Source organism: Kribbella lupini, from assembly GCF_039529595.1.
GTDB classification, from domain to species: Bacteria; Actinomycetota; Actinomycetes; order Propionibacteriales; family Kribbellaceae; genus Kribbella; species Kribbella lupini.
The window spans coordinates 2,033,755-2,057,707 of the sequence record NZ_BAAANC010000001.1; the positions used below are offsets into that span (position 1 = coordinate 2,033,755).

The following is a 23,953-nucleotide window of genomic DNA, read 5'->3' on the forward strand; positions in this document are numbered from 1 at the left end:
GTCAGTCCCGCGGCTCGATCCGGGTGCTGTTGACGGCTGCGAGGAGCAGCAGGACGGCGGCAGCGGCGAGGCTGGTCCGCAGGCCGGTGAGGAACGAGTCCGGGTTGGCGATGAGGGCGCCGAAGACCGCGATCGCAACGGCTCCGCCGACCTGGCGGAAGGTGTTGAACACGGCGCTGGCGGTTCCGGCGCGTTCGGCGGGGACGCCCTCGAGAACGACCCCGGTGATCGAGGGCATGGCCAGCGAGCCGCCGGCGCCGATCGGGACGACGGACAGCGCGGTGATCACCGGCGACGCCAGCGGTGCGGTGAGCAACAGCGCCAACAGCCCGGCGGTCATCGACAGCAGACCGGCCACCACCGGTACGCGCGCTCCGAACCTGTTGGTGACCGGGCCGCTGGCCAGGTTCCCGGCGATCGCGAAGAAGGCCGAGGGAAGGAACACCAGTCCGGCGTCGAGCGGGGACAGGCCGAGGTGCTGCTGGAGGAACAGGCTGACGACGAACACGTTGCCGTAGTTCCCGACCATGAAGGCGAACCCGACCGGCAGGGCCAGCCGGAAGCCGCGAGCGTGGAACAACGACAGCGGCATCATCGGGTGCCGGCCCCGCGCTTGGACGAGCACGAAGGCGGCGAGGGCGGCCACGGCCGTTCCGAGGGCGACGACCACGGCCGGGTGCGTGAAGCCGCGGTGGCCACCCTCGATCAGGCCGTAGACCAGGGTGGCCAGGCCGACGACGGCGAGGAACTGGCCTGCCCAGTCGAAAGGGGACGGCCTGGTGGGTGAGCCCGCCACCACGGCCAGGAACGCGATCATGCCGGCGCACACGGGCAGGTTGATCGTGAAGACCCAGCGCCAGTCGAGGGTGGTGAGAAGTCCCCCGAGGGGTTGCCCGACCAGTCCGGCGACGGCGCCGCCGACCGCCCAGACGCCGAGAGCGCTCGCTCGGCGGCGAGGGTCGGGAAACGCTTCGCGGACCAGCGCCATCGAGGCCGGCAGCATGACGGCCGCGGCGGCGCCCTGGGCGCAGCGGGCGGCGATCAGCCATCCGATGGTGGGCGCGGCCGCGCAGGCGGTGGAGGCCAGACCGAACCCGAGGATGCCGACCGCCAGGGACCTCTTCGCGCCCATCCGGTCCGAGAGGTTCCCGGCGAACAGCAGCAGGGCCGCGAACAGCAAGGTGTAGCCGTCGATCGTCCACTGCTGGCCGGTGGTTCCGCCGCCGAGCTCGGCCCTGATCCGGGACAGCGCGACGTTGACGATCGAGATGTCCAAGGTGATCAGGAAGAAACCCAGCGACGCGACCGCGAGCACGATGCGTGCGTGCGGGGCGTCGGGGACGGCGGTCGCAGGTGTTCGGTCCGGTGCTGGTGGTCCGCCGGTCCCGTGCGGGTGGCTGGACACTGCGCCGAGCTCGGGCAAAGCGCTCCTTCTCGCGTGCGGGCAGGTGGCGGGGTCGGGCCGCCAGCAGGAAGTCTGTCAAAGCTGTCCGGGACGAGGCAGGTACTGCAATTACCCCGTTGGGCACGCGGCGAGGGTTTCTGGCGGTGTGTGACGGAGTGCTGAGCGGTCGGTGACCGGGGTCGATTCAGGGCCGAGTCAGGGGTCGCAGATCCCGGGATGGGCCCTGTGCAGGACGTACATTTGGGATGTGGCCGAGCAGACCAGTCCGGACCGCACGGACGACAACATCACGCTGGACGCCCAGGACGACCGGTGGGAGTGGCGGCGGAAGATCCGTGCGAACCCGCGCAAGCACCTGATCTACCGGATCGGCGTGGGCGTCGTCGGTGGCATCCTGATCATCGCCGCTCCGCTCACCGGCTGGTTGCCGGGGCCGGGCGGGATTCCCTTGTTCATCGCGGGTCTGGCCGTCCTGGCCAGCGAGTTCGAGTGGGCCCAGCGCCTTCTCTACCGGGTGAAGGAGTGGGTCAAGGAGCTCACGGCCTGGACGGGCAAGCAGCCGGCCTGGCTGAAGGCCCTCGGTACGGCGGCGCTCTTCGTCTGCGTACTCGTTGCCATCTGGCTCTACCTGGCCGTGCTCGGCGTACCGGGCTGGCTGCCGGACTCGTGGGAGTCCTTCCTGCACACGATTCCGCTGCTGAAGTAGGCGCTCAGCGCAGGAGCCACTGCCTGGTCAGCTCGAGGACGTCCTTGCGACTGCGCCCGGGGTGCTCGGCGGCGATCAGCGGGCTTCCGATCCGCAGCGAGAAGACCAGCAGGCTGCGCACCTCGACGTCCTCCTCGTCGGCACAGAACTCGCCGAACAGGGCCCGCAAGTAGTCCATCCGGCGGTTGTCGACCCGCTTGAGCTGTACCGCGACCTGCTCGTCGCGGCGCGCCCACTCGCGAATCGCGAGGTCGGCCGCGGCACCGGTCATCAAGCCGTCGCCCGAGGCAACCAGTGTGAACAGCCGGTCCAGCTTGGTCCGCCCGTCACCGCCCGCGGTCTCGACCTGGTCGATCAGCGCCTCGGTCGTCTCGCGCTCCCAGGTGTCGAGGATCTCCGCGAGCAGCACGTCCCGGTTCTTGAAGAACCCGTAGAACCCGCCCTTGGTCACGCCGAGCACCTGCGCCAGCGGCTCGATCCGGACCGCCACCGCCCACACCGGCCTCCCCTGGCGCATCCACGAGATCGCGCCCGACTTCCAGCTCGAGGACGTCTGGGCCTTGCCCACTCCCGGCGGCCCCGACGACTTCGGCCGCCTGATGAGCCGCTTCACGGTGGCCGATCCCGACGCGCCGGCCCTGATGTCGTCGACGATCGGCCGGTTCCTGATGGCGCTGCGCTGGAAGCTCGGCGCCCTCCTCGGCTGGGACCGCGACAAGACCGGACTCGGCGCCCGCGTGCACACCTTGCGCGACCGTCTGCCCGCCGACCTGCTCGACGGTCCCCGCGGGCCGGAGCTCGAGGGCGTCCCGTTCCAGTCGGTCTTCCTCACCGACAACGAGTGGGCGGCCGAGATCGCCAACAGCACGGTCCACGCCGTCCTGCACCTCGGCTGGGTCGCCGATACGACCGTCGAAGGCGGCTACCGCGGCCAGATGGCCGTGCTGGTCAAGCCGAACGGCCGCCTCGGTACGGCGTACATGGCGCTGATCAAGCCGTTCCGCTACCTGTGGGTCTACCCCGACCTGCTCCGCACCATCGCCCGCGGCTGGGACGCGGGCTTCGGGAACGCCGCGTGGGTGAACCGCGCGCGGTAGCCCGAGGCGGTCAGCCCGTAGTGCAGCTTGAAGCGGCGGGCGAAGTAGTTCTGGTCCGGCCAGCCCACCGACTCCGCGATCCGGCTGATCGAGTGGTCGGTGTGCAGCAGGAGGTCCGCGGCCAGCTCGACGCGATGCCGCGACAGGTAGGCCATCGGCGGTAGCCCGGTCGACGACTTGAAGAGCCGGACCAGGTACCCGGGCACCAGGTGCAGTTCGTCGGCCAGCTCGGTCAGCGTCCACTGGTGCGCCGGCGCCGCCTCCAGCATCCGCATCGCGGTCAGTACGGCGGGATGTATCTGCGTCTCCCGGCCGACTACCCCGGTCGCCGCCACCGCGCGGGCCAGGCAGCTCAGGAACAACGACAGCCGCCCGACGATGTCGCCGCGGTGCAGGTGAACCGATTCATGTCGCAGCTCGCCGAGCCCCTGCAGGTGCCCGATCGCCTCGGCCAGGGTGACCCCGTCCAGATGCGTGGTCAGGATGCCGCGGCGCTGCGCGGAGAACGGCCCGGTCCACAGCAGGAACCCGAGCAGCGGATCCTCGCGCATCCAGGCCAGCTCACGCTGCATCAGGTCGGCCGAGAAGCAGCAGTTCCACAGCTCCAGGTCCACGCAGCCGTCGTACGCGTGCCAGACGCCGGGCCGGAGCAGGATCACGTCGCCCACTTCGAGTTCCTGCCGCCCGGCCAGGCTCTCGTGGTAGCCGGTGCCGCCGGTGATCACGGCGACCTCGAAGAAGCTGTGGGTGTGCACCGGATGGCCGGTCGGGTGCACGTACGGGCCGGCGTACGCGACGGCGCCGTCGACGAAGTGCAGCAGCGTGCGGGTGTTCCCGACCGGTGGATCCTCCATGCCTCAACCTAGGCGGCAAAGTGCGTTTTGTGCTAGGTCCGGTGCACTCCGTTCTATCGCCCGCGCGGCGACGGCCCCAAGATCGGACCTACCCAATGAATCGTTTCATCCCGTTTGGAGTGCCATGTCGCGATCCGCCGCACCGACACACCTCCGCTTCGACCACCACAGCACCACCGGTCCGGTCCTGGGCATCGGGACCGCCGCTCCCCGCCTGTCCTGGCAGACCCCCTCCGCCGACGCCGACTGGGCGCAGACAGCGTACGAGGTGGAGATCGTCCGGGGCGACGCGGCCCCGCGGACCCACGTCGTCGAGTCGGCCGATCAGGTCCTGGTCGCGTGGCCCGACGATCCGCTCGCGTCGCGGGAGCAGGCGACGGTCCGGGTCCGGGTCCGCGGTGTCGAGTGGAGCGACTGGAGCGAGCCGGCCGTCGTCGAGGTCGGACTGCTCAGCACCGACGACTGGTCCGCGCGCTTCGTCACCCCGCGCGAGATCGGCGACCACGACTCCCCCGCTCCCCTGGTCGCCGGCGAGTTCGACCTGCCGGAGGGCATCGTCAAGGCCCGGCTGTACGCCACGGCGCACGGCACCTACATCCCCACGCTGAACGGCGAGCGGGTCGGCGACCTGGAGCTGGCGCCGGGCTGGACGGCGTACCAGTTCCGCCTGCGCTACCAGACCTACGACGTGACCGACCTCGTCCGGTCCGGCACGAACCAGCTCGAGTTCCTGCTCGGCAACGGCTGGTACCGCGGGCGGCTCGGCTTCAAGAACCAGCACGCCCTGTACGGCGACCGCCTGGCCGTCCTCGCCCAGCTCGAGGTGACGACGGACTCCGGCGAGGTCGTGGTGATCGGCTCCGACGGTTCCTGGACCGCGCGGGAGAGCGCGATCACCGCCGACGACCTGTACGACGGCCAGTCGACGGACCTCCGGCTCACGCCGCAGGCGAAGACGCCGGTCGACGTGCTCGACGCCGATCTCGGGCTCCTGGTGGCGCCCGACGGTCCGCCGGTCCGGATCACCGACGTCCTCCCGGCCCGGGAGGTGACGACCTCTCCCGCGGGCAAGACCCTGGTGGACTTCGGGCAGAACGTCGTCGGCCGGGTCCGGCTCCGCGTCCGCGGCGGCGCGGCCGGAGACGAGATCGTGCTCCGGCACGCCGAGGTGCTGGAGCACGGCGAGCTGGGCGTCCGCCCGCTGCGCACGGCGAAGGCGACCGACACCTACGTGCTCGCCGGGCCCGACGAGGTGACGCTCGAGTCGGAGCTGACCTTCCACGGCTTCCGGTACGCCGAGGTGACCGGCGTCGCCGAGCTTGTTGCCGAGGACATCGAAGCCGTCGTCGTCGGCTCCGACCTGACCCGGACCGGCTGGTTCGAGTCGTCGAACGAGACGCTCGACCGGTTCCACGAGAACGTGGTCTGGGGCATGCGCGGCAACTTCCTCGACGTCCCGACCGACTGCCCGCAGCGCGACGAGCGGCTCGGCTGGACCGGCGACATCCAGGTGTTCTCGCCGACGGCGAGCTTCCTGTTCGACAGCGCCGGGTTCCTCACCAACTGGCTGGCCGACCTGGCCGCCGAGCAGCACAAGGACGGCTCGGTGCCGTACGTCATCCCCGACGTCCTGCGCGATCCCGGTCCGTCGACGGCGGCCTGGGGTGACGCGGCAACGATCGTCCCCTGGGTCGTGTACGAGCGGACCGGGGACACCGCGCTGCTCGCGCGGCAGCTGCCGAGCATGAAGGCGTGGGTCGACCGGATGGTCGACCTGGCCGGCGACAACCTGCTGTGGACCGGGGGGTTCCAGTTCGGCGACTGGCTCGACCCGACCGCGCCGCCGGACAACGCGTTCGCCGCCAAGGCCGACCCGGACGTGATCGCGACCGCGCACCTCGCGCGGTCGGCCGAGGTGGTCGCCCGGGCCGCCGAGGCCGTCGGCGACGCCGACCTGGCGCGCGAGTACGGCGAGCTGGCGGCCCGCGTACGACGAGCCTTCGCGGCGGAGTACACGACCGAGGGCGGCCGGGTCCTCAGCGACGCCACGACGACGTACGCGTTGGCTCTGCAGTGGGCGCTGCTGCCGACCGGCGAGCAGCGTCAGGGCGCGGCCGTACGGCTCGCCGACCTGGTCCGCGCCTCGGGTTTCCGGATCAGCACCGGGTTCGTCGGGACCCCGCTGATCGCCGACGCGCTGGCCGATACCGGACATCCAGACCTCGCGTACCGGCTCCTGCTGCAGACAGGGTGCCCGTCCTGGCTGTACGCAGTGACCATGGGCGCGACGACGGTGTGGGAACGCTGGGACAGCATGCTGCCCGACGGGAGCATCAACCCGGGCCAGATGACGTCGTTCAACCACTACGCGCTCGGCGCCGTCGCCGACTGGATGCACCGCCGGGTGGCCGGGCTCGCGCCGGGCGACCCGGGGTACCGCACGATCGTCGTCGACCCGTTGCCGACGGCCCGCCTCACCAAGGCGTCCGCGCGCCACCTCACGCCGTACGGCGAAGCGGCGGTCGGGTGGAGCCGCGCCGACGGGCAGCTGAAGCTCAGCGTCACCGTGCCGGTGGGGTCGACGGCAACGGTTCACGTGCCGGGGGCAACTGAAGCGGTCAGCGTCGGCCACGGCACGCACGAGTGGACCGCCGACGACCCGTACGCCGACGAGCCGGCGCTGCCTGCCGACGCCAGCATCCGCCAACTGATGGACCACGAGCCCAGCTGGCAGTCGCTCGTGGCCGTCGCCGTCGAGAAGGAGGTCGTCACCGACGACGCCGAGTTCGCCACCCGGCTCACCCGCTACCTCGACCAGCCCGCCGCCCAGCTCGTGGACGCCGTCGGCCCGCGGGGGTTCTCCCCCTCGGCCGAGGCGTTGCAGGCCGAGCTCGACCGACTGCTCAACCGCTGATGAACATCCCCTGGAGGTCACAGATGACGTTCCGACGACGCACCTCAGGACTGGCCGTGGTCGCGGCCTGCTCACTCGCGCTGGCCGCCTGCAGCGCGGGCAGCCTCGGCTCCAGCGACGACGCGGGCGGCTCCAGCTCGGTCTCCATCACCTACCTGGCCGGCAACCAGGAGCAGGACGTCAAGGAGGCCCAGCAGCTGATCAAGGACTTCAACGCCAAGAACCCGGACGTTACGGTGAAGCTGGAGAGCCGGCCGGGCGGCACGGAGGGCGACAACATCGTCAAGACCCGGCTGTCCACCGGCGACATGAGCGACGTATTCAGCTACAACACGGGTTCGCTGTTCCAGGCGATCGCCCCGCAGAAGAACCTGGTGCCGATCACCGACCAGCCCTACATCGGTGACGTCGACGAGAACTTCAAGAAGACCGTGACGGCCGGCGACCAGGTCTACGGCGCGCCCGCCGGCGGGTTCATGGCCGGGGCGGTGCTCTACAACATCCCGGTCTACACCAAGCTCGGGCTGAAGGTGCCGAAGACCTGGGCCGAGTTCATGGCCAACAACGCCAAGATCAAGGCCGCCGGCGGGGTCGCGCCGGTGATCCAGACCTACGGCGAGACCTGGACCTCGCAGCTGTTCGTGCTCGGCGACTTCCACAACGTCGCCGCCACCGAGAGCGACTTCGCCGACAAGTACACGAAGAACCAAGCGAAGTACGCGAGCTCGGCGCCGGCCAAGAAGGGCTTCGAGCACACCCAGCAGGTGCACGACGCGGGCTACCAGAACAAGGACTTCGCCTCCGCCAAGCTGCCCGACGGACTCCGGATGCTTGCCCAGGGCAAGGGTGCGCACTACCCGATCCTGACCGGCGTGGTGAACGACATGGTCGACCTCTACCCGGCCGCGGCCAAGGACGTCGGGCTGTTCGCGTTGCCTGGTGACGACGCGAGCACCAACGGCCTGACCGTGTGGACCCCGAACGGCGTCTACATCCCGAACACGACCACCGGTGAGAAGCTCGACGCGGCGAAGAAGTTCCTGGCCTTCATCGCCAGCCCCGACGGGTGCGCGTCGCTGGCCAAGGCCGGCGTCCCGACCGGCCCGTACGCCGTCAAGGGCTGCTCGCTGCCGGCCGACGTACCGCAGTCGATCAAGGACATGCAGCCGTACCTGGACAAGCCAGGCGGTTCCAGCCTGGCGCTGGAGTTCCTGTCGCCGGTCAAGGGTCCGTCGCTGGAGCAGATCACGGTCGAGGTCGGGTCGGGCATCCGCAAGGCCCAGGACGGCGCCGCCCGGTACGACGAGGACGTCAAGAAGCAGGCCCAGCAGCTCGGACTGGCTGGCTGGTGATGGCCCGTGGCAACCACCTCGGTCACCCCGCGCTCACGTAGCGCCGTGTCCCCGGCCGCCTCGGCGGCCGGGGGGAAGGTCTACTCGCCGTACTCCAACTGGTTCTACCTGCCGGCCGCCGTGATCTACGGCGTGCTGTTCGTGATCCCGACCTTCGCGTCGCTGTACTTCAGCCTGACCCGGTGGAGCCTGTTCGAGTCCAAGTTCATCGGGCTGGAGAACTTCCAGCTGTTCTTCCAGGAGCCGCAGCTGATCAAGGGCTTCACCAACACGCTGATCTTCGCCGTCGTCACGTCGGGGTCGAAGGTGGTGCTCGGGCTGCTGCTCGCCGTCCTGCTGACGTCCCGGATCGTCGGGCGCGGCTACCTGCGGTCGGTGGTGTTCTTCCCGGTGCTGGTCAGCACGATCGGCGTCGGGCTCACCTTCACCGTGCTGATGAACCCCGAGCGCGGCCTGATCAACGGCGCGCTCGAGGTGATCGGCATCAACGGCCCCGGCTGGCTGACCGACCCGAAGTGGGCGCTGCTGTCGGTCGCGCTGGTCGACGTCTGGAAGGGCGTCGGGCTCGCGACGCTGATCTACATCGCGGGCATCGTGTCGATCCCGCGGGAGTACATGGAGGCCGCGCGGGTCGACGGGGCGGGGGCGTTCGAGACGTTCCGGCGGATCGTGCTGCCGCTGTCGCGCCCGGCCACGGTGACCGTGATCATCTTGTCGCTGATCGGCGGCCTGCGGTCGTTCGACCTGATCTGGGCGATGACGCGCGGCGGGCCGGGGTTCACCTCGGACGTGATCGCGTCGGTGATCTACAAGCAGTACCAGGCCGGGTTCTACGGGCTGTCGACGGCGGGCAACGTCGTGCTGTTCGTCGTGGTCACCGCGGTGATCCTGCCGCTGTTCTGGTTCCTGAACCGCAAGGAGGTGGACATGTGAGTACGGCAGAGCTGGTCAACCACAAGCCGGGCCGCAACTACCTGCTCAGCGCGGTCGCGATCGTCGCGTCGTTCGTGGTGTTCGTGATCCCGTTCGTCTTCATCGTGCTGACCGCGGTCAAGGACCGGCAGCAGGCCTCGCTGCTGGACTTCTCCTGGCCGCACCAGTTCCAGTTCGTCCAGAACTTCGTCGCGGTGATCGAGGCGCGCGACTACATGCTGGTGATCGCGTTCATCAACTCGACCGTGCTCACCGTGGTCAGCGTCACCGCGATGGTGGTGCTGGCGGCGATGGTCGGGTTCGTGCTGCAGCGGCGCCGGTCGCGGTGGAACCCGTTCATCAACTTCATCGTGCTGTCGGGCCTGATCATCCCGCCGGCCGTCGTCCCGACGATCTGGGTGCTGCAGGGGCTGCAGCTGTTCCGGACGATGACCGGGCTGATCCTGATCGAGATCGCGTTCGGGCTGTCGTTCTGCATCCTGCTGTTCCGGGCGTTCGTCGCGACCATCCCCCGCGAGCTGGACGAGGCGGCGGTGATCGACGGCGCCGGTCCGCTGCGGCTGTTCTTCCGGGTGATCTTCCCGCTGCTGCGGTCGGTGATCGTGACGGTGGTCGTCGTGCAGTCGGTGAACGTGTTCAACGACTTCGTGAACCCGCTCTACTTCCTGCCCGGCGACCAGAACGCCACGGTCCAGCTGACCCTGTTCAACTTCCAGAGTCAGTTCAACACCCAGTACAACCTGCTGTTCATGAACATCCTGTTGATCACGGTGCCGCCGCTGATCATGTTCCTGTTCTTCAACCGCCAGATCGTCGCCGGGATGACGTCGGGCGCGGTGAAGGGCTAGGCGGGCTTCCGGTAGATCAAAAAGGCCTGGTCGGTCTTCTCCGGCGCGATCGCCGGACGGGTCAGCCGGGTCACCTCGGCGAAGCCGGCCGCGACCAGCAGTGCGTGGATCGCGGCCGGCTCGTAGGCGTAGACGTCGAGTTCGATCGGGTGACCGTAGCCCTCGGTCAGGTGGTAGATGCCGGTGCCCGCCTTGAAGCCGTAGAGGAACAGGCCGCCGGGCGCCAGTACGCGGTGGATCTCGGCGAACGCGGTCGGCAGGTCCTCGGCCGGGGTGTGGACGAGCGAGTAGAACGCCAGCGCGCCCGCCAGCCCGTTGTCCGCGATCGGCAGGTCGAGCAGCGAGCCGACGTCGAACTTGAGGTCCGGGTACTCGCCCCTGGCGAAGTCCACCATGGCCGGCGACAGGTCCAGCCCGAAGGCGTCCATGCCGAGCTCCGCCAGGTACGCCGTGACGTGGCCCGGTCCGCAGCCCAGGTCGCCCACCGGCCCGGCGTCACCGGCGGCCAGCAGGTCGCCGTACAGGGTGATGATCGCCCGGTGGTACGGGTCGTCGAACCGCGGCGCGACGAGCTGGTGGTAGTCGGCGGCGACGGTGTTGTAGGAGTTCCGGGTGCTCTCCAGGTACGAAGTCATGGCCCGGGACCCTAACCGTCGCCGCCGACAGTTTCACACGCCGTCGTAGTACCGCTCGATGGCCTCGTGGTCGACCGAGCTGTCGGGCTTCATGCCGAGCGCCTCGTACTTCTTCCGGCGGGCCCGCATGTCGGCGAGCAGGATCGCGCGGGCGTGCACCGCGACCTCCTCGGCGACCTCGGCCGGTACGACGATGACGCCGTCGTCGTCGCAGCCGATCATGTCGCCCGGGCTGACCTGGGTCCCGCCGCAGGCGATCGTGGACTGGGTCTCGACGACCTTGATCCGGCCCGGGATGATCGTCCGCCCGCGAGCGCGCGAGCAGATCGGCGTGCGCTGGGCGACGATCTCGGCGGTGTCGCGGCAGTACCCGTCGGTGACGATCCCGGCCGCGCCGTTCTGCACCGCGCCCATCCCGTTCTCCGAGCCCCAGAAGCCGACTTCCTTCCCGCCGCCGGCGTCCATCACCACCACGTGCCCCGGCGCGAGGTCGCCGGGCAGCTTCACGTTGCCGGTCTCCTCGAACCAGATCCGGTGCGCCTCGACGATGTCCTGGGTGCTGTCGAGCTTCCACATCGGCCGGTTCGAGGGCACCGCGCGGATCGTTGCCGCCGGCCCCCAGAACTTCATCCCCAGCCAGAGCGGGCGCACGTCCGGCGCCATCAGCCCGATGTCGAAGTACCCGATCCCGTCGAGCGCGTCGGCGACGTCCACCACCCGCAGGTGCTTGTACAAGCTGCTCAGATCGTTGGCGTTGGCTGTCTCGGTCACAGTCACTGGAAGCCTTTCAGTTGATCCGGTAGTAGTCGGCGGCCGTACCTCCGAGCACGGCCGCGAGTTCGTCCTGGTCCTGCACCACGTCCTCCAGCGCGGTCCGCAAGTTGGTCCACGCCTGTTCGTACGACGCCCGCAGCAGCACCACGGGCCAGTTGCTGGCCACCATCAGCCGGTGAGCGCCGAAGCACTCCACCACCCACGCGAGATACCGCCGCAGCTCCGGCCACTCGTCCAGCTCGGTCAGCAGATCGATCCCCAACGAGACCTTCATCCCCACCCGAGGACACCCCGCCAGCTCCCGCACGAGCCCCGCCCACGGCTCCCATCCCCCGCTGTCGACCGGAGGCCGCCCCAAGTGGTCCACCACAATCCGAAGGTCCGGCACGGCATCGGCTAACCCCAACACCGCCTTGGTCTGAGCCGCGGTCACCGGCACGACATCCCAGGCGATCTCCGCTTCGGCAAGCTCCCGAAACAGGTCCACGGTCGCCGCGTCGCCCAGCCAGCCGAGCGGATCCCGCCCCACCAAACACCGCACCCCGCTGAACTCCCCCGCAAACCGCCCCAGCCCGGCGGGCCAGGCGGGTGGGGTGTGGGGGTGGTGGAAGCGGCCGCCGCCCCCGGCGACGCTTCGCTCGCCGGAGATCCCCGGGCCGGCGCCCCGCACCTCACTTCGCTCGCCGGCGAGGGCTGCCACTCGGTCGATCTCCCGTCGCGCCGCCTCCGGGTCTGACAGCGGTAGCCAGCCGACGACCGCGCCGACGTACGGCGCTTCGGCGTACTGCAGCAGGCGGTCGTTCTCCGCTGGTTCGTCGACCGACTGGATGAGGACCGTGCGGTCGACGCCTGTGCGGGACAACTCGGCGGCCAGGTCTTCGGGGGTGTAGTCGCGGGCGATGGCGTCGTGGCGGTTGTCTCGCCACGGTTGGTCCTGGGCGGCGACCTGCCAGAAGTGGTGGTGCGCGTCGACGATCATCGGCCCTCCCACTCGACGTCCTCGTGGGCCAGGAACGCCTTGACGCCGGCCTGGAAGTCGCGGCTGGCGTAGACCTCGGACAGGATGTCCTCGCCGTCGGCGAAGGCGCCGTCGCGGAGTATGCGCCGGTCGAACTCCTTCAGCGACGCCAGGGTCAACGGTGCGTTCGAGCAGATCACCCGGAGCAGTGCCTCGACCCGCTCGTCCAGGTCCTCGCGCTCGATCACCTCGGTGACGAAGCCGGCGATCGCCGCCTCCGACGCCGGCATCAAACCCGCGGTCAGCAGGAGCGCCATCGTCCGGCCGGCGCCGAGGCGTTGCTGCAACCGCGCGATGACCAACGGCGGAAGCGTGTTGCCGAGGGTGCGCGCGACAGGAGCACCGAAGACGGCGTCCGGCGTAGCGACCACCAGGTCACAGCACGCCGCCAGCGCGAGCCCGGCACCAACGGCCGGCCCTTGAACCACGCCGACCACCGGCACGCGGATCCGCAGCAAGCTCGTCAGCACCGCGGCGATCCGCCGCTCGTACTCGACGCCCTGCTCCCCGGTCGTGAAGTCCGCGAACTGCCGGATGTCCGTCCCCGCGGCGAACGCCTTCCCGCCGGCGCCGCGCAGTACGACAACCCGGATCCCACGGTCCTCAGCGACGAGCGACTCGATGGACGACAACCCGTCGTACATCGGCCAGGTGATGGCATTACGCCGTTCGGGATTGGACAGCGTGAGCCGCAGAACGGGGCCGTCACGGTCGATCTCCAGTTTGCTCATTCGCCCAGCACCTCGGCCGTGTGCTCGCCGAGCAGCGGTGGGTGCCGGCGGATGCTTGCCGGCGTCCCGCTCAACCGCACCGGCGACCCGAGCACCCGCACCTTCCCCTCGACCGGATGGTCGATCTCCTGCACCATCCCCCGCGCCTGCACGTGCGGGTCCTCGTCCAGCACATAGGCGTAGTCCCGGATCGGCCCAGCCGGCACTCCGGCCTCCAGCAGCAGCGCCACCCACTCGTCGGTCGTCGCCGCGGCCAGCCGTTCCTCCAGTACGCCGGCCAGCTCGTCGCGGTGAGCCATCCGGTCGGTGTTCGTCAGGAATCGTTCGTCGGTGAGCAAGTCGGTGACCTCCAGAGCGGTACAGAGTCGTTGCCAAAGGCGCTCGTTGTTCGCCCCCAGCGTGAGGTGACCGTCCTTCGTCCGCAACGCCTGGTACGGCGCCGACATCCGGTTCGCCGAGCCGAGCGGCTGCGGCACCGTGCCCGTCGCCCAGTACTCGGTCGACTCCCACACCGACATCGCGAGCGCCGCCTCGAACAGCGACGTCTCGACGTACTGCCCGACCCCGGTCCGCTCCCGCGCGTGCACGGCCGAGACGATCCCGAAGGCGCAGAACAGCCCGGCTCCGAGGTCCCCGACCGGCAGCCCCGACTTCACCGGCTCGCCGCCGGGCGTGCCGGTGATGCTCATGACCCCCGACATCGCCTGCGCGATCAGGTCGTAGCCCGGGCGGTCGGCGTACGGGCCGGTCTGGCCGAAGCCGGAGACGCTGGCGTAGATCAGTCGCGGGTTCAACTCGGCGAGCGTCGCGTAGTCGACCCCGAGCCGCGCGGTCACGCCCGGCCGGAAGTTCTCCACGACGACGTCGGCGGTCTCGACCAGCCGCCGGAACGACGCCAGGTCGTTGGCCGCCTTCAGATCCAGTACGACGCTGCGCTTGTTCCGGTTCAGCGCCAGGAACGCCCGGCTGTCCTCGCCGTGCACCGCGTAACCCCACGACCGGCGGGTCTGGTCACCCGCAGCGGGGTTCTCGATCTTGATCACGTCGGCGCCCAGGTCGGCCAGCAGCATCGTGCAGAACGGCCCGGCCATCACCTGCGTCAGGTCGAGCACCCGCAACCCGTCGAGCGCACCCGCCGGCCCGGGACCGGCGGCGCCCGCCGACCCGGCACCCTCCGGCCCAGGTCCACCGGCTCCCGCCGTACCGGCGCTGCCCGCCGCGCCCGTCATCAGCCGCCCAGTCCGGCGTTCGCCTCGTTGAAGAACGAGTCGGCCGCCTGCTGCACGGTCTTCTTGCCGAACGCGATCTCCTCGTAGGCCCGGGTGAAGGCCTTCTCGAAGGTCGCCTGGTAGCCCGGCGGGTAGAGGATCGTCGGCGGCTTGTTCTCCGCGATCTTCGAGAACAGCTCCAGCTCGTGCTTCTTCAGCGCCGGCAGCGCCGGGTCGTCGATCTGGGCCTGCAGCACCTTGGTGTTGGTCGCGGCGCCGTTGTCGGACTTGAACACCTTGCCGGCCTCGAGGTCGTTGGTGAAGAAGTCGATGAACGCGGCGGCGGTCGGCACGTTGTCGCAGTTGGTCGGGATCGCGAAGCCGGAGCTGAACAGCGCGTTGCCCGGACCGCTGGGCCCCGACGGCATCGGCAGCGTGGTCAGCTTCTGACCGCCGGCCTTGCCGGCCAGCGTCGCCGAGGCCGGCGTCAGCGCGTTGCCCGGCATGCTGTCGGTCATCAGCCGGCCCTGCGCGATGAAGTTCTGCTCAGCACCCTCCGGCTCGTCGGCCTGGGTGTCGGCGCTCATCGTGACGCCCGACTTGCGCAGCTTCTCCCACATCTCCCAGTACTGGACCAGCGACTCCTTGCTGAAGCCGAGCTTGCCGTCGTCGGTGAACAGGTTCGTGCCGTTGGCCAGCTGGTAGGCGATGAAGTAGTTCGGCAACCCACCCCGCGCACCGGCCGCGAACACACCGTCCGGCAGCTTGCCCTTGGCCGACGCGATCCAGTCGGTGTACTGCTGCCAGTCGTAGCCTTCCTTCGGCAGCCCGATGCCGGCCTGCTGGGCGAGCGTCTCGTTCACGCCGACCGCGTCGTACGCCGCGCCGTACGGCAGGAAGTAGAGCTTGCCGTCCGGTCCGCGCCCGGTGTCGACGACCTCCTTGGGAATGTCGTCGACCTTGATCACGCCGGACTCGATCATCGGGTCGAGCGGCAGCAGCACCTTGCGCTTGGTGTAGTCGTTCAGCTGGCGACCCTGCAGCTGCATCACACAGGGCAGCGTCTTGCTCGACGCCTGGATGTTCAGCTTGTTGAAGTAGTTGCCGAAGTCGGCGTTCTGCCGGTCGATCGTCACGCCGGGGTGCGCCTTGACGAACAGGTCAGCGACCGCGTTCGTCTTGGCCGCCCGGTTCGCGCCGCCCCAGAAGGTGAGCTGCAGGCTGCCGGTGACGTCGCCCTTGCCGTCCTGCGCGCCCGCGTCGCCGCCGGCGGTGTCGCCGACCGACGTACCGTTGCACCCGGCAACCACCATCAGTGCGGCCGTGGCCAGCGCCGCCGTACGAATGCGTTTCATCGAAGTTCTCCAGTCACTTGAGGCCGGTGGTGGCGACGCCCTCGACCAGCAGCTTCTGCGCCCCCAGGAAGAAGCCGACGATCGGGGCCAGGGCGAGCGTGGACATCGCGAACAGCGAGCCGTACGCCGATTCGCCGGTGACGTCCAGGAACGAGTTGAGGCCGAGCGAGACCGTCCAGAGCTCGGGCCGGTTGAGGTAGAGCAGCGGCCCGAGGAAGTCGTTCCAGGTCGCGATGAACGTGAACAGCGCGGTGGTGCCGAGCGCCGGCAGGGCCAGCGGCACGATGATCCGGCTGAAGGTGCGCCAGTGCCCGCAGCCGTCGATCCGGGCCGCGTCGTCCAGCTCGCGCGGCAGCGTCCGGATGAACTGGACCATCAGGAAGATGAAGAACGCCTCGACGCCGAGCCACTTCGGGACGACCAGCGGCAGGTAGGTGTTCATCCAGGCCAGCTCGTTGAACAAGATGTACTGCGGCACCAAAGTGACGTGGTAGGGCAACAACATCGTGGCCAGCAGCACCCCGAACAGGATCCGCTTGAACGGGAACTCCAGCCGGGCGAACGCGTACGCCGTCAGCGAGCACGACACCAGGTTGCCGACGATCGACAGCGCGGTGATCGCGATCGAGTTCAGGAAGTAGCGCGAGAAGTTGAGCTGCCCGGCGCTCCAGCCGTTCTTGTAGTTGTCCAGCGTGTAGTTCTTCGAGAACAGCCCGAGGCTGTTCATCACCTCGGCCGACGGCCGGAACGACGCCGCGACCATCCACACGACCGGGTAGAGCATGACGATCAGTACGCCGATCAGCAGCGCGTGCCGCAGCAGGCCGATCACCAGCGGGTTGCGCGTCGCGCGCCGGCCGAACAACGGGCGGGCGCCGACCGTGACGGCCGTCATCGCTCGTCCCCGTAGTACACCCACCGCTTGGCGGTCAGGAACAGGAACCCGGTGAACAGGCCCAGGACGACGACCAGCGCCCAGGCCATCGCCGACGCGTAGCCCATCTTCAGCTCGGCGAATCCCTGCTGGTACAGGTACAGCGTGTAGAACAGCGTCGAGTCGGCCGGCCCACCCGATCCCCGGCTGACCACGAACGCCCCGGTGAACGCCTGGAACGCGTGGATCGTGTCGAGCAGCAGGTTGAAGAAGATCAGCGGCGTCATCAGCGGCAGCGTGACGCTGAAGAACCGGCGGACCGGCCCGGCGCCGTCGACCGCGGCCGCCTCGTGCAACTCGGCCGGGACCTGTCGCAAGCCGGCCAGGAAGATGATCATCGTCGCGCCGAACGCCCAGAGGTTCAGCGTCACGATCGTCCACAACGCCGTTTCGGGACTGCCGACCCAGCTGCCGTGGGTGATGCCGAACAGGGCGAGCACCTGGTTCACCAGGCCGGTGCTGCCGAACATCTGCCGCCAGAGCACCGCGATCGCGACGCTCGCGCCCATCAGCGACGGCAGGTAGAACAGCGCCCGGTAGCCGGAGAGGAACTTGATGCCCTTGTTCAGCAGCAGCGCCAGGATCATCGAGACGACCAGCAGCAGCGGGACCGACACCCCGACGTACAGGAGCGTCACCTTCACCGACGACAGGTAGCGCGGATCGGCGGTGAACATCCGGCGGAAGTTGTCGAGCCCGATCCACTGCGGCGCGCTGAGCAGGTCGTAGCTGGTGAACGCCAGGTACGCCGAGTACAGCATCGGCCCGATCGTCAGCAGCAGGATGCCGATCAGCCAGGGGCTCAGGAACAGGTAGGCCGTCAGCCCTTCACGGCCGGTCCGCGTGTTCTTCATGAGTCGCTCTTCCTGGCGTGCGTTTCCACCTGATCCGCCAGGTACTGGGCCAGCAGACCGGCCAACGGAACCTGGACGTCCGACTCCCGCGCGGCCGCCACGACGTCCCAGAGATCCTTGCTCCAGGGCCGGTTTCGCACGGGCGTGCCGGCCGCGTCGTAGGCCGCCGCGACTCTGTCGAAGAAGCCCCAGTTGCGCGTGATCCACGATTCACCGGTGCTCGTGGAGACAGCGTTCAGCACGGTCTGCTCCTGCACGCCGTACGCGCCGGCGAGCTCGAGCCCTTCCTGCACCCCGGCCAGCGCGGCGAACATCATCAACTGGTTCGCCAGCTTCACCGCCGCGCCGGCCCCGGCAGGCCCGACGTGGAGAACGCTCTCGGCGACCGAGCCGAGCACGGGCCGCGCTTGCTCCAGCACCTCGGCCCGGCCGCCGGCCATCACCGTGAGAGAACCGGACAGCGCTCTCTCCGCTCCCCCGCTGACCGGTACGTCGAGCAGCCCGATCTCGCGGACCTCCGCCTGCAGGGCGAGCCGCCGGGCGGTGGCCGGGAGGATCGTGCTGTGGACGAGGACGACCGATCCCGCCGCCAGGAGCGGGACCAGTTCGTCGAGGATCTCGGTGACGCTCTCGTCGTCCGGTACGGCCAGGGCGATCACGCCGCAGTCCGCCAGAGCACTCGGCCCATCCACGAACTCCGCGTCCAGGCCATCGGCCCGTCGTGGATCTTCGTCGTACACCTTCAGGGACCAGCCGTCGCGGTCCAGGGACTCTGCCATCGGCCGGCCCAGATTGCCCAGCCCGACGAACCCGATCTTCGTACTGCGGTTGATGTCTTGGGCCACGAACACGCCTCCAGTCCGTCCCGCCAGCCGTCTATGAACTATTGTCTACAATAGATAGTCGACGTCCACAAGATCTCGGGGAAGAATGACCGCCATGACAGAGCACCAACTGCAGTCGCCCAGCCTCGTGCAGCTCGCCGCCAACGCGATTCGCCGGATGATCCTGGCCGGAGAGCTGGCCGAGGGCGAGCGGCTGATCGAGGAGCGGCTCACCGAGCAGCTCGGGATCAGCCGTCCTCCCCTGCGGGAGGCGCTGCGGGTGCTGGAGCAGGAAGGGCTGATCGTCACCCGGCCGCGGCGCGGCTCGATGGTCGCCACGCTCACCGACCAGGACGTCTTCGAGATCCTCACGCTGCGCTCGGCGCTGGAGCGGTTGGCCGTCGAGCTAGGCGTTCCGGTCCAGGTGCCCGAGCGGCTCAAGGTCGCGCAGGACGCCTTGCTGGAGATGGAACGTTGCGCCGCCGCCGAGGACCGCGGCAGCCTGGTCCAGGCCGGCTACAAGTTCCACTCGTCGCTGGTCGCGCTCGCCGGTCACCGCCGGCTCGAGGAGGCCTACGCCTCCGTGCAGCAGCAGCTGCTGCTCTGCATGGCCCGCAACCTGTACGCCCGCGAACACTTCTACGAGGACCTGCACGAGCACGTCGCCCGGCACCGCAAGCTGCTCGACCTGGTCGAGGCCGGCGACCCGGCCGCCGTCCTGGCCGAGCTCGCGGTGCACGGGGAGCGCTCGTTCAACGAGATTCAGAACAACGTCGGCAGCCGCGAGGCCAGCAGCTCGTAGTCGCGCAGGCTGTTGTAGGCGTGGGCCGAGAGCCGCACGAAGGTCCGCTCGTCGAACCCGGTGAGCGTGATCTCGGCCTTCAGCTCCCGCGAGACCCGGATCTTGAACGCCTCGCCCGCGTCCGACGACTTCCGGCCGTTGAACGGGATCTCCACCAGCCGCATCGTCGCGGCCGGGTGCACGACGTCCGGCAGATCGGTGCCGAAGGCCTTCGCCAGGAGCTGCGCGCCGTGCTCGACCAGTGCCGTCAGCTGCGGCCGCCGGGCCGGCCAGTCCAGGTCGGCCAGCACGCGCAACGACTCGGGCGCCGCGATCCAGGCGGCGTAGTCGAAGGTGCCCTGCATGTCGAAGCGCTCAGGCAGGCGTTCGTCGTACTCCGACCAGGAGACGATCAGCGGCAGCGTGGCCGCGCGCCACTTCTCGGCGACGACGAGTCCGGCGGTCGCGCGCGGCGCGGCCGGCCACTTGTGGAAGTTGCCGGTCCAGAAGTCGGCGCCGTCCCCGGCCGGATCGTCCAGCAGCGCCGGCGCGTGGGCGCCGTCGACGATCACCGGGATGCCGTCGCAGGCCTCGACCAGCCGGGCGATCGGGAAGACCATCGCCGTGCCCGAGCTGATCTGGTCGACGATCAGCGCGGCCGTCCGCTCGTTCAGGGCGGCGCCGATCGCGGCGACGACGGAGTCGTCGTCGGCCTCCAGCGGCACCTCGACGACGACCACCTCGGCCCCGCGGGCGCGGGCGACGCGCTCGGCCGCGTACCGGACCGCGCCGTAGATGTGGTCGGTCAGCACGATCCGGCTGCCCGGCGGGATCGGGATGGCCGCGAGCGCGGCGGTCACGCCGGCGCTCGCGTTCGGCACCAGCGCAAAGCCGGCCGGGTCGGTGCCGAGGAACCGGGCCAGTTCCAGGCGGCTCGTGGTCAACCGGTCGGCGACCGAGCGGAACCAGAGCATCGGATTGGCCTCGGTCTCGGCCCGCAGCCTGGCCAGCAGCTCCTGGGTGCGGCGCGGAACAGCGCCGTACGAGCCGTGGTTCAGGTGCAGGACATCGGGATCGAGGGACCACAGGTCGGGGCGGGGGCTGAGATCCTTCACCGTCACCACGGTACATACTCTGGCGTGTGTACCCCTACCTCGACCACGAGGGGCCGATCCCGATGGCCCACCGCGGCGGTGCGTTGCACCCGGACAACCTCGGCTACGAGAACTCCCTGCGCGCCTTCGCGCACGCGGTGAAACTCGGGTACCGGTACCTCGAGACCGACCTGCACGCGACCAGCGACGGCGTCGTCGTCGCCTTCCACGACCACCGGCTCGACCGGGTCACCGACCGCACGGGCGTGATCTCCGAGCTGCCGTGGTCGGAGGTGAGCAAGGCGCGGATCAACGGGCACGAGCCGATCCCGCTGCTCACCGACGTGCTGGAGGAGTTCCCCGACGTCCGGCTCAACCTGGACGTCAAGGCCGACAACGGCGTTGCCCCGGCGGCCGCCGTACTGCGGGACGCGGGCGCGATCGACCGGGTCTGCGTGTCGTCGTTCTCGCAGGCGCGGGTGCAGCGGATCCGGCGCGAGCTCGGGCCGCGGCTGGCGACCGGCTTCGGGCAGCACGAGATCGCCCGGCTGCGGTTCGCGCCGTTCCGGCTCTCGTCGCCGGGCGCGTGCCTGCAGATCCCCGAGGTGTACGGGCGGCTGCGCGTGCTCACCCCTGGTCTGCTGCGCCGGGCGCATGCCCTCGGCAAGCAGGTGCACGTCTGGACGGTCGACGACCCGGCCGCGATGCACCGGCTGCTCGACGCGGGCGTCGACGGGATCATCACCGACCGCACCGACCTGCTGCGCGACGTCCTGGTCGAACGGGGTCAGTGGAGCTGAAAGTGTTACCGATCGGTCCTCCGAAGTACCTCTCGACCTGACACACTCCTGCGCATGGGATTCCTGTCGGCCCCGGCGGCCGTCGACAAGCGTGAGTACTGGGGCTTCAGCCTGTACGACTGGGCCAACTCCGGCTACGTGACGACCACCGGCACCGTGCTGTTCGCGCCGTACCTGACCTCCGTCGCCGAGCAGGCGGCCTGCGGCCGGGTCGGGACCACCGAGGACCCGTGCCACACCAACCTGCAGATCCTCGGCCTCGGCATCTCGCCGGGGTCGCTGGCCTTCTACGTCGTCACGGTCGCGACGCTCGTCTCGGCGCTGTTCCTGCCGATCGTCGGCGCGATCGCCGACCGGTCGCCGCGCAAGAAGCTGCTGATGTGCGGCTTCGCCTGGGCCGGTGCGATCGCGGCCAGCTCGATGGTCTTCGTGACCGACGGGCGGTGGGCGCTCGGCGCGTTGCTGCTGTTCATCGGGAACCTGTGTCTGGGCTCGTCGATGGTGGTCTACGACTCGATCCTGATCGACATCGCTTCCCCGGACGACCGCGACGACGTCTCCTCGCGCGCCTGGGCGTTCGGTTACCTCGGCGGGTTCATCCTGCTGGCGATCAACCTCGGCGTGGTCACCGCGCACGACACGCTCGGGATGAGCCAGGGCACCGCCGTCCGGCTGAGTCTGCTCAGCGCGGGGCTGTGGTGGGGGTTGTTCACGTTCATCCCGTTCGTCAAGCTGCGCAACCGGCCGCCGACCGGCGTCGTGGCGGTGCGCAGCGGGTCGATGATCCGGCAGAGCTTCGGGCAGCTCGGGGCGACGCTGCGGCACCTGCGGACGTACCCGATGACGCTGCTGTTCCTGGTCGCCTACCTGTTCTTCAACGACGGGATCCAGACCGTCATCTCGGTCTCCTCGACGTACGGCGAGAAGCAGCTCGGGTTCGAGACCCAGGTGCTGATCATGACGATCCTGCTGGTCCAGTTCGTCGCGTTCTTCGGCGCGATCGGCTTCGGCCGCTTCGCGCGCCGGTACGGGTCGCACCGCACCATCATGGGCGGGCTGGTGGTGTGGATGGCGATCGTGATCGCCGGGTTCACGCTGCCGGAGAAGCAGATCGTGCCGTTCCTGGCGATGGGCGTCGCGATCGGCATCGTGCTCGGCGGCACCCAGGCGCTGTCCCGGTCGGCGTTCAGCCAGCTGATCCCGAAGGGCCGCGAGGCCGAGTACTTCAGCCTGTACCAGGCCGGAGAACGAGGGACGTCGTGGCTCGGCACCCTCGTCTTCGGCCTGGTCCACCAACTGACCGGCTCTTACCGCCCGGCGATCGTCGCGCTCGGGCTGTTCTTCCTGATCGGCCTGGTGCTGCTCTCCCGCGTCGACATGCGCCGCGGCATCACCGAGGCCGGCAACACGCAGCCGGCGCTGGTCTAAGCAGCTCCCGGTCCCACATCACTTGCAGTGAGCGGGCGTCGTACGGGCTGGACGGTCGAGTACTCATCGGCACCGACGTCGTACGGCGCCGTGCGGGCCTGCCCGTCCAAGTCGTCACTCACCAGACTCGACGCACTGGCCGCGTTGATCGCCGCGCTCCCCGCTCCAAGTCGGTAAACCCCATCAGGTCCGGCGACCAACTTGGGGTCGGCGCGCTTGAAGCCCTTGAGGTTCCCCTCCGCCGCCGATCCCCAGACGATGTTGCCCGCCCACGTGATGCCCTGCTGGTACGGCATGTCCACCAGCGGTTCCCCGTCCCCGACCAGCAGGTTGTCCGCGATCCGGCAGCCGAGCGGCGGCAGCGTCCGCTGGCTCTCCCCGACGATCGCCTGGCCGTTGTTCCGCAGCGTGTTGAGCACGATCGTCACCCGGTCCGGTGCGTCGTTGCCCTTGCGCGAGTCGTCCGACTCGCCGTCGTAGTGGTCACGCACCGACCCGCTGCCGAGCACGATGCCGGCGCCGCTCACCCCACCGACGTAGTTGTTGACGATCAGGTGGTCGTTGCCGTAGATCCGGATCCCGTTGCTCCCGGCCAGCAAGTAGTTGCCCTCGACCCGGTTGTCGTTGCCCTGCCGCAGCACGATGCCGCCCAGGCTGCTCCGGATCGTGTTGTACCGGACGGTGTTCCCGGACGACTTCACCGAGATCGCCTCGGGATCGCCGTCGACCCGTTCGAACAGGTTGTACTCGACCGTCGCACCGGCATCGCTCAGCGCCCGGCTGCTGACCCCCAGCCGGATCGGCTCGCCCCCGTTGTCGCCGCTGAAGCTGTGGTCGCGGAAGTGGTTGCGCAGGATGTAGGTCCGCCGCGCCATCGCGGTCCCCGACGGCCCGTCGATCACCAGGTAGCAGCCGACCGTCGCCTTGTCGTGGAAGACGTTGCGGTCCACCTTCACGTCGTCGCTGCGGACGACGACCCAGTGCCCGGTCGACGCCGCCAGCGCGAAGTCGTTGCGGGTCAGCCGGATCCGCGGTGAGTTCGCCGGGATGTCGAGCGTCGAGCTCTGCCGGAACACGAACCCGCTGATCACGAGGTCGGAGGAGTTCGCGAAGACGATGCTGTGCGGGCCGGTGAGCGTCACCCCGCCGCGGCTCTCCGCCGTGACGGTGATCGGCGCCGTGCTGGTGCCGTGCCGGCCGCTGATCGTGATCGGCGATCCGGACGGTACGGCGTACGAGCCGTTCTTCAGGACGATCCGCGCGCCGGCGGTGGCGTTGTTGATCGCCTGCTGGAGCTCGGCGAGCGACGTGACGGTCGCGGTCGTGCCCGCGAACGCGTCGGTCGACCTGGACAGGACGAGGGCGGCGAGGCCGCCGGCCAAGAAGGTGCGACGTTCCATGATGGGGC

The 23,953-nt window shown here is 69.5% G+C and carries 23 protein-coding genes; 9 read left to right on the top strand and 14 right to left on the bottom strand.

Going from position 1 to position 23,953, the window contains the following annotated elements; translation table 11 throughout:
• Nucleotide 1: 1 nt before the first annotated feature.
• Nucleotides 2-1,423, bottom strand: coding sequence for an MFS transporter (locus ABD235_RS09330; protein ID WP_344172052.1), 1,422 nt, complete (start codon nucleotides 1,421-1,423; stop codon nucleotides 2-4).
• 229 nt (nucleotides 1,424-1,652) lie between these two features.
• Here ABD235_RS09330 and ABD235_RS09335 point away from each other — a divergent pair, with 229 nt between their 5' ends.
• Entirely contained in the window at nucleotides 1,653-2,111 is a 459-nt protein-coding gene (locus ABD235_RS09335; protein ID WP_344172057.1) for a PGPGW domain-containing protein, read from the top strand.
• A 4-nt stretch (nucleotides 2,112-2,115) separates the two neighbouring features.
• Here the strand turns inward: ABD235_RS09335 and ABD235_RS09340 are convergent, their stop codons facing one another.
• Nucleotides 2,116-2,562 (bottom strand): TetR/AcrR family transcriptional regulator, encoded by a 447-nt coding sequence (locus ABD235_RS09340; protein WP_344172059.1) that lies wholly within the window; start codon nucleotides 2,560-2,562, stop codon nucleotides 2,116-2,118.
• Between ABD235_RS09340 and ABD235_RS09345 the strand changes: the two genes are divergently transcribed.
• On the top strand, nucleotides 2,555-3,208 hold the full coding sequence (locus ABD235_RS09345) for a DUF2867 domain-containing protein (protein WP_344172061.1): 654 nt from the start codon (nucleotides 2,555-2,557) through the stop codon (nucleotides 3,206-3,208). The two genes, ABD235_RS09340 and ABD235_RS09345, sit on opposite strands and share 8 nt — an antisense overlap.
• Here ABD235_RS09345 and ABD235_RS09350 read toward each other — a convergent pair.
• Nucleotides 3,127-4,062 carry a helix-turn-helix transcriptional regulator gene (locus ABD235_RS09350; RefSeq protein WP_344172063.1) on the bottom strand — a complete coding sequence of 312 codons (936 nt, stop codon included), beginning with the start codon at nucleotides 4,060-4,062 and terminating at the stop codon, nucleotides 3,127-3,129. The two genes, ABD235_RS09345 and ABD235_RS09350, sit on opposite strands and share 82 nt — an antisense overlap.
• Before the next feature lie 124 nt (nucleotides 4,063-4,186).
• Here ABD235_RS09350 and ABD235_RS09355 point away from each other — a divergent pair, with 124 nt between their 5' ends.
• The 4 genes from ABD235_RS09355 to ABD235_RS09370 are packed head-to-tail and all read left to right on the top strand — an operon-like array spanning nucleotide 4,187 to nucleotide 10,109.
• The gene (locus tag ABD235_RS09355) at nucleotides 4,187-6,976 is read left to right on the top strand and encodes a family 78 glycoside hydrolase catalytic domain (protein WP_344172065.1); all 2,790 of its coding nucleotides are present in this window, start codon (nucleotides 4,187-4,189) and stop codon (nucleotides 6,974-6,976) included.
• A gap of 23 nt (nucleotides 6,977-6,999) precedes the next feature.
• Nucleotides 7,000-8,328, top strand: coding sequence for an ABC transporter substrate-binding protein (locus tag ABD235_RS09360; protein ID WP_344172067.1), 1,329 nt, complete (start codon nucleotides 7,000-7,002; stop codon nucleotides 8,326-8,328).
• A 6-nt stretch (nucleotides 8,329-8,334) separates the two neighbouring features.
• Nucleotides 8,335-9,261 (top strand): carbohydrate ABC transporter permease, encoded by a 927-nt coding sequence (locus tag ABD235_RS09365; RefSeq protein ID WP_344172069.1) that lies wholly within the window; start codon nucleotides 8,335-8,337, stop codon nucleotides 9,259-9,261.
• The gene (locus ABD235_RS09370) at nucleotides 9,258-10,109 is read left to right on the top strand and encodes a carbohydrate ABC transporter permease (protein ID WP_344172071.1); all 852 of its coding nucleotides are present in this window, start codon (nucleotides 9,258-9,260) and stop codon (nucleotides 10,107-10,109) included. Before ABD235_RS09365 ends, ABD235_RS09370 begins: the two co-directional genes overlap by 4 nt.
• Here the strand turns inward: ABD235_RS09370 and ABD235_RS09375 are convergent.
• Genes ABD235_RS09375 through ABD235_RS09415 form a run of 9 tightly spaced genes read right to left on the bottom strand, consistent with a single transcriptional unit; the run spans nucleotide 10,106 to nucleotide 18,463 of the window.
• Entirely contained in the window at nucleotides 10,106-10,744 is a 639-nt protein-coding gene (locus ABD235_RS09375) for a class I SAM-dependent methyltransferase (protein WP_344172073.1), read from the bottom strand. The two genes, ABD235_RS09370 and ABD235_RS09375, sit on opposite strands and share 4 nt — an antisense overlap.
• A 33-nt stretch (nucleotides 10,745-10,777) precedes the next feature.
• Entirely contained in the window at nucleotides 10,778-11,515 is a 738-nt protein-coding gene (locus ABD235_RS09380; protein WP_344172075.1) for an RraA family protein, read from the bottom strand.
• 16 nt (nucleotides 11,516-11,531) lie between these two features.
• A complete protein-coding gene (locus tag ABD235_RS09385; RefSeq protein ID WP_344172077.1) occupies nucleotides 11,532-12,497 on the bottom strand; it encodes an amidohydrolase family protein in 966 nt (321 codons plus the stop codon).
• Complete coding sequence (locus ABD235_RS09390; RefSeq protein ID WP_344172079.1) at nucleotides 12,494-13,267, bottom strand: enoyl-CoA hydratase; 774 nt, start codon at nucleotides 13,265-13,267, stop codon at nucleotides 12,494-12,496. The genes ABD235_RS09385 and ABD235_RS09390 overlap by 4 nt, the downstream gene beginning before the upstream one ends.
• Nucleotides 13,264-14,496, bottom strand: coding sequence for a CaiB/BaiF CoA transferase family protein (locus ABD235_RS09395; RefSeq protein WP_344172081.1), 1,233 nt, complete (start codon nucleotides 14,494-14,496; stop codon nucleotides 13,264-13,266). The genes ABD235_RS09390 and ABD235_RS09395 overlap by 4 nt, the downstream gene beginning before the upstream one ends.
• Nucleotides 14,496-15,830, bottom strand: coding sequence for an ABC transporter substrate-binding protein (locus ABD235_RS09400; protein ID WP_344172083.1), 1,335 nt, complete (start codon nucleotides 15,828-15,830; stop codon nucleotides 14,496-14,498). The genes ABD235_RS09395 and ABD235_RS09400 overlap by 1 nt, the downstream gene beginning before the upstream one ends.
• A gap of 13 nt (nucleotides 15,831-15,843) precedes the next feature.
• The gene (locus ABD235_RS09405) at nucleotides 15,844-16,725 is read right to left on the bottom strand and encodes a carbohydrate ABC transporter permease (RefSeq protein WP_344172085.1); all 882 of its coding nucleotides are present in this window, start codon (nucleotides 16,723-16,725) and stop codon (nucleotides 15,844-15,846) included.
• Nucleotides 16,722-17,618 carry a carbohydrate ABC transporter permease gene (locus ABD235_RS09410; protein WP_344172087.1) on the bottom strand — a complete coding sequence of 299 codons (897 nt, stop codon included), beginning with the start codon at nucleotides 17,616-17,618 and terminating at the stop codon, nucleotides 16,722-16,724. Before ABD235_RS09410 ends, ABD235_RS09405 begins: the two co-directional genes overlap by 4 nt.
• Nucleotides 17,615-18,463 carry an NAD(P)-dependent oxidoreductase gene (locus ABD235_RS09415; RefSeq protein WP_344172089.1) on the bottom strand — a complete coding sequence of 283 codons (849 nt, stop codon included), beginning with the start codon at nucleotides 18,461-18,463 and terminating at the stop codon, nucleotides 17,615-17,617. The genes ABD235_RS09410 and ABD235_RS09415 overlap by 4 nt, the downstream gene beginning before the upstream one ends.
• Nucleotides 18,464-18,557: 94 nt before the next feature.
• Between ABD235_RS09415 and ABD235_RS09420 the strand changes: the two genes are divergently transcribed.
• Entirely contained in the window at nucleotides 18,558-19,244 is a 687-nt protein-coding gene (locus ABD235_RS09420) for a GntR family transcriptional regulator (protein ID WP_344172091.1), read from the top strand.
• Here ABD235_RS09420 and ABD235_RS09425 read toward each other — a convergent pair.
• On the bottom strand, nucleotides 19,205-20,338 hold the full coding sequence (locus ABD235_RS09425; protein ID WP_344172093.1) for an aminotransferase class V-fold PLP-dependent enzyme: 1,134 nt from the start codon (nucleotides 20,336-20,338) through the stop codon (nucleotides 19,205-19,207). The two genes, ABD235_RS09420 and ABD235_RS09425, sit on opposite strands and share 40 nt — an antisense overlap.
• A 26-nt stretch (nucleotides 20,339-20,364) precedes the next feature.
• On the opposite strand from ABD235_RS09425, the gene ABD235_RS09430 reads away from it, so the two are divergent.
• Entirely contained in the window at nucleotides 20,365-21,117 is a 753-nt protein-coding gene (locus ABD235_RS09430; protein ID WP_344172095.1) for a glycerophosphodiester phosphodiesterase family protein, read from the top strand.
• A gap of 54 nt (nucleotides 21,118-21,171) precedes the next feature.
• A complete protein-coding gene (locus tag ABD235_RS09435) occupies nucleotides 21,172-22,545 on the top strand; it encodes an MFS transporter (RefSeq protein ID WP_344172097.1) in 1,374 nt (457 codons plus the stop codon).
• On the opposite strand, the gene ABD235_RS09440 is transcribed toward ABD235_RS09435, so the two are convergent.
• Entirely contained in the window at nucleotides 22,542-23,945 is a 1,404-nt protein-coding gene (locus ABD235_RS09440; protein ID WP_344172099.1) for a polysaccharide lyase 6 family protein, read from the bottom strand. The genes ABD235_RS09435 and ABD235_RS09440 overlap by 4 nt on opposite strands.
• Nucleotides 23,946-23,953: the final 8 nt, after the last annotated feature.

Excerpts from the sequence above, each read along its gene's own strand:
- ABD235_RS09390 (WP_344172079.1), bottom strand. The coding sequence starts at position 13,267 with ATGAGCAAACTGGAGATCGACCGTGACGGCCCCGTTCTGCGGCTCACG.
- ABD235_RS09355 (WP_344172065.1), top strand. The coding sequence starts at position 4,187 with ATGTCGCGATCCGCCGCACCGACACACCTCCGCTTCGACCACCACAGC.
- ABD235_RS09360 (WP_344172067.1), top strand. The coding sequence starts at position 7,000 with ATGACGTTCCGACGACGCACCTCAGGACTGGCCGTGGTCGCGGCCTGC.
- ABD235_RS09395 (WP_344172081.1), bottom strand. The coding sequence starts at position 14,496 with ATGACGGGCGCGGCGGGCAGCGCCGGTACGGCGGGAGCCGGTGGACCT.
- ABD235_RS09440 (WP_344172099.1), bottom strand. The coding sequence starts at position 23,945 with ATGGAACGTCGCACCTTCTTGGCCGGCGGCCTCGCCGCCCTCGTCCTG.
- ABD235_RS09435 (WP_344172097.1), top strand. The coding sequence starts at position 21,172 with ATGGGATTCCTGTCGGCCCCGGCGGCCGTCGACAAGCGTGAGTACTGG.
- ABD235_RS09385 (WP_344172077.1), bottom strand. The coding sequence starts at position 12,497 with ATGATCGTCGACGCGCACCACCACTTCTGGCAGGTCGCCGCCCAGGAC.
- ABD235_RS09350 (WP_344172063.1), bottom strand. The coding sequence starts at position 4,062 with ATGGAGGATCCACCGGTCGGGAACACCCGCACGCTGCTGCACTTCGTC.
- ABD235_RS09405 (WP_344172085.1), bottom strand. The coding sequence starts at position 16,725 with ATGACGGCCGTCACGGTCGGCGCCCGCCCGTTGTTCGGCCGGCGCGCG.
- ABD235_RS09400 (WP_344172083.1), bottom strand. The coding sequence starts at position 15,830 with ATGAAACGCATTCGTACGGCGGCGCTGGCCACGGCCGCACTGATGGTG.
- ABD235_RS09375 (WP_344172073.1), bottom strand. The coding sequence starts at position 10,744 with ATGACTTCGTACCTGGAGAGCACCCGGAACTCCTACAACACCGTCGCC.
- ABD235_RS09410 (WP_344172087.1), bottom strand. The coding sequence starts at position 17,618 with ATGAAGAACACGCGGACCGGCCGTGAAGGGCTGACGGCCTACCTGTTC.
- ABD235_RS09420 (WP_344172091.1), top strand. The coding sequence starts at position 18,558 with ATGACAGAGCACCAACTGCAGTCGCCCAGCCTCGTGCAGCTCGCCGCC.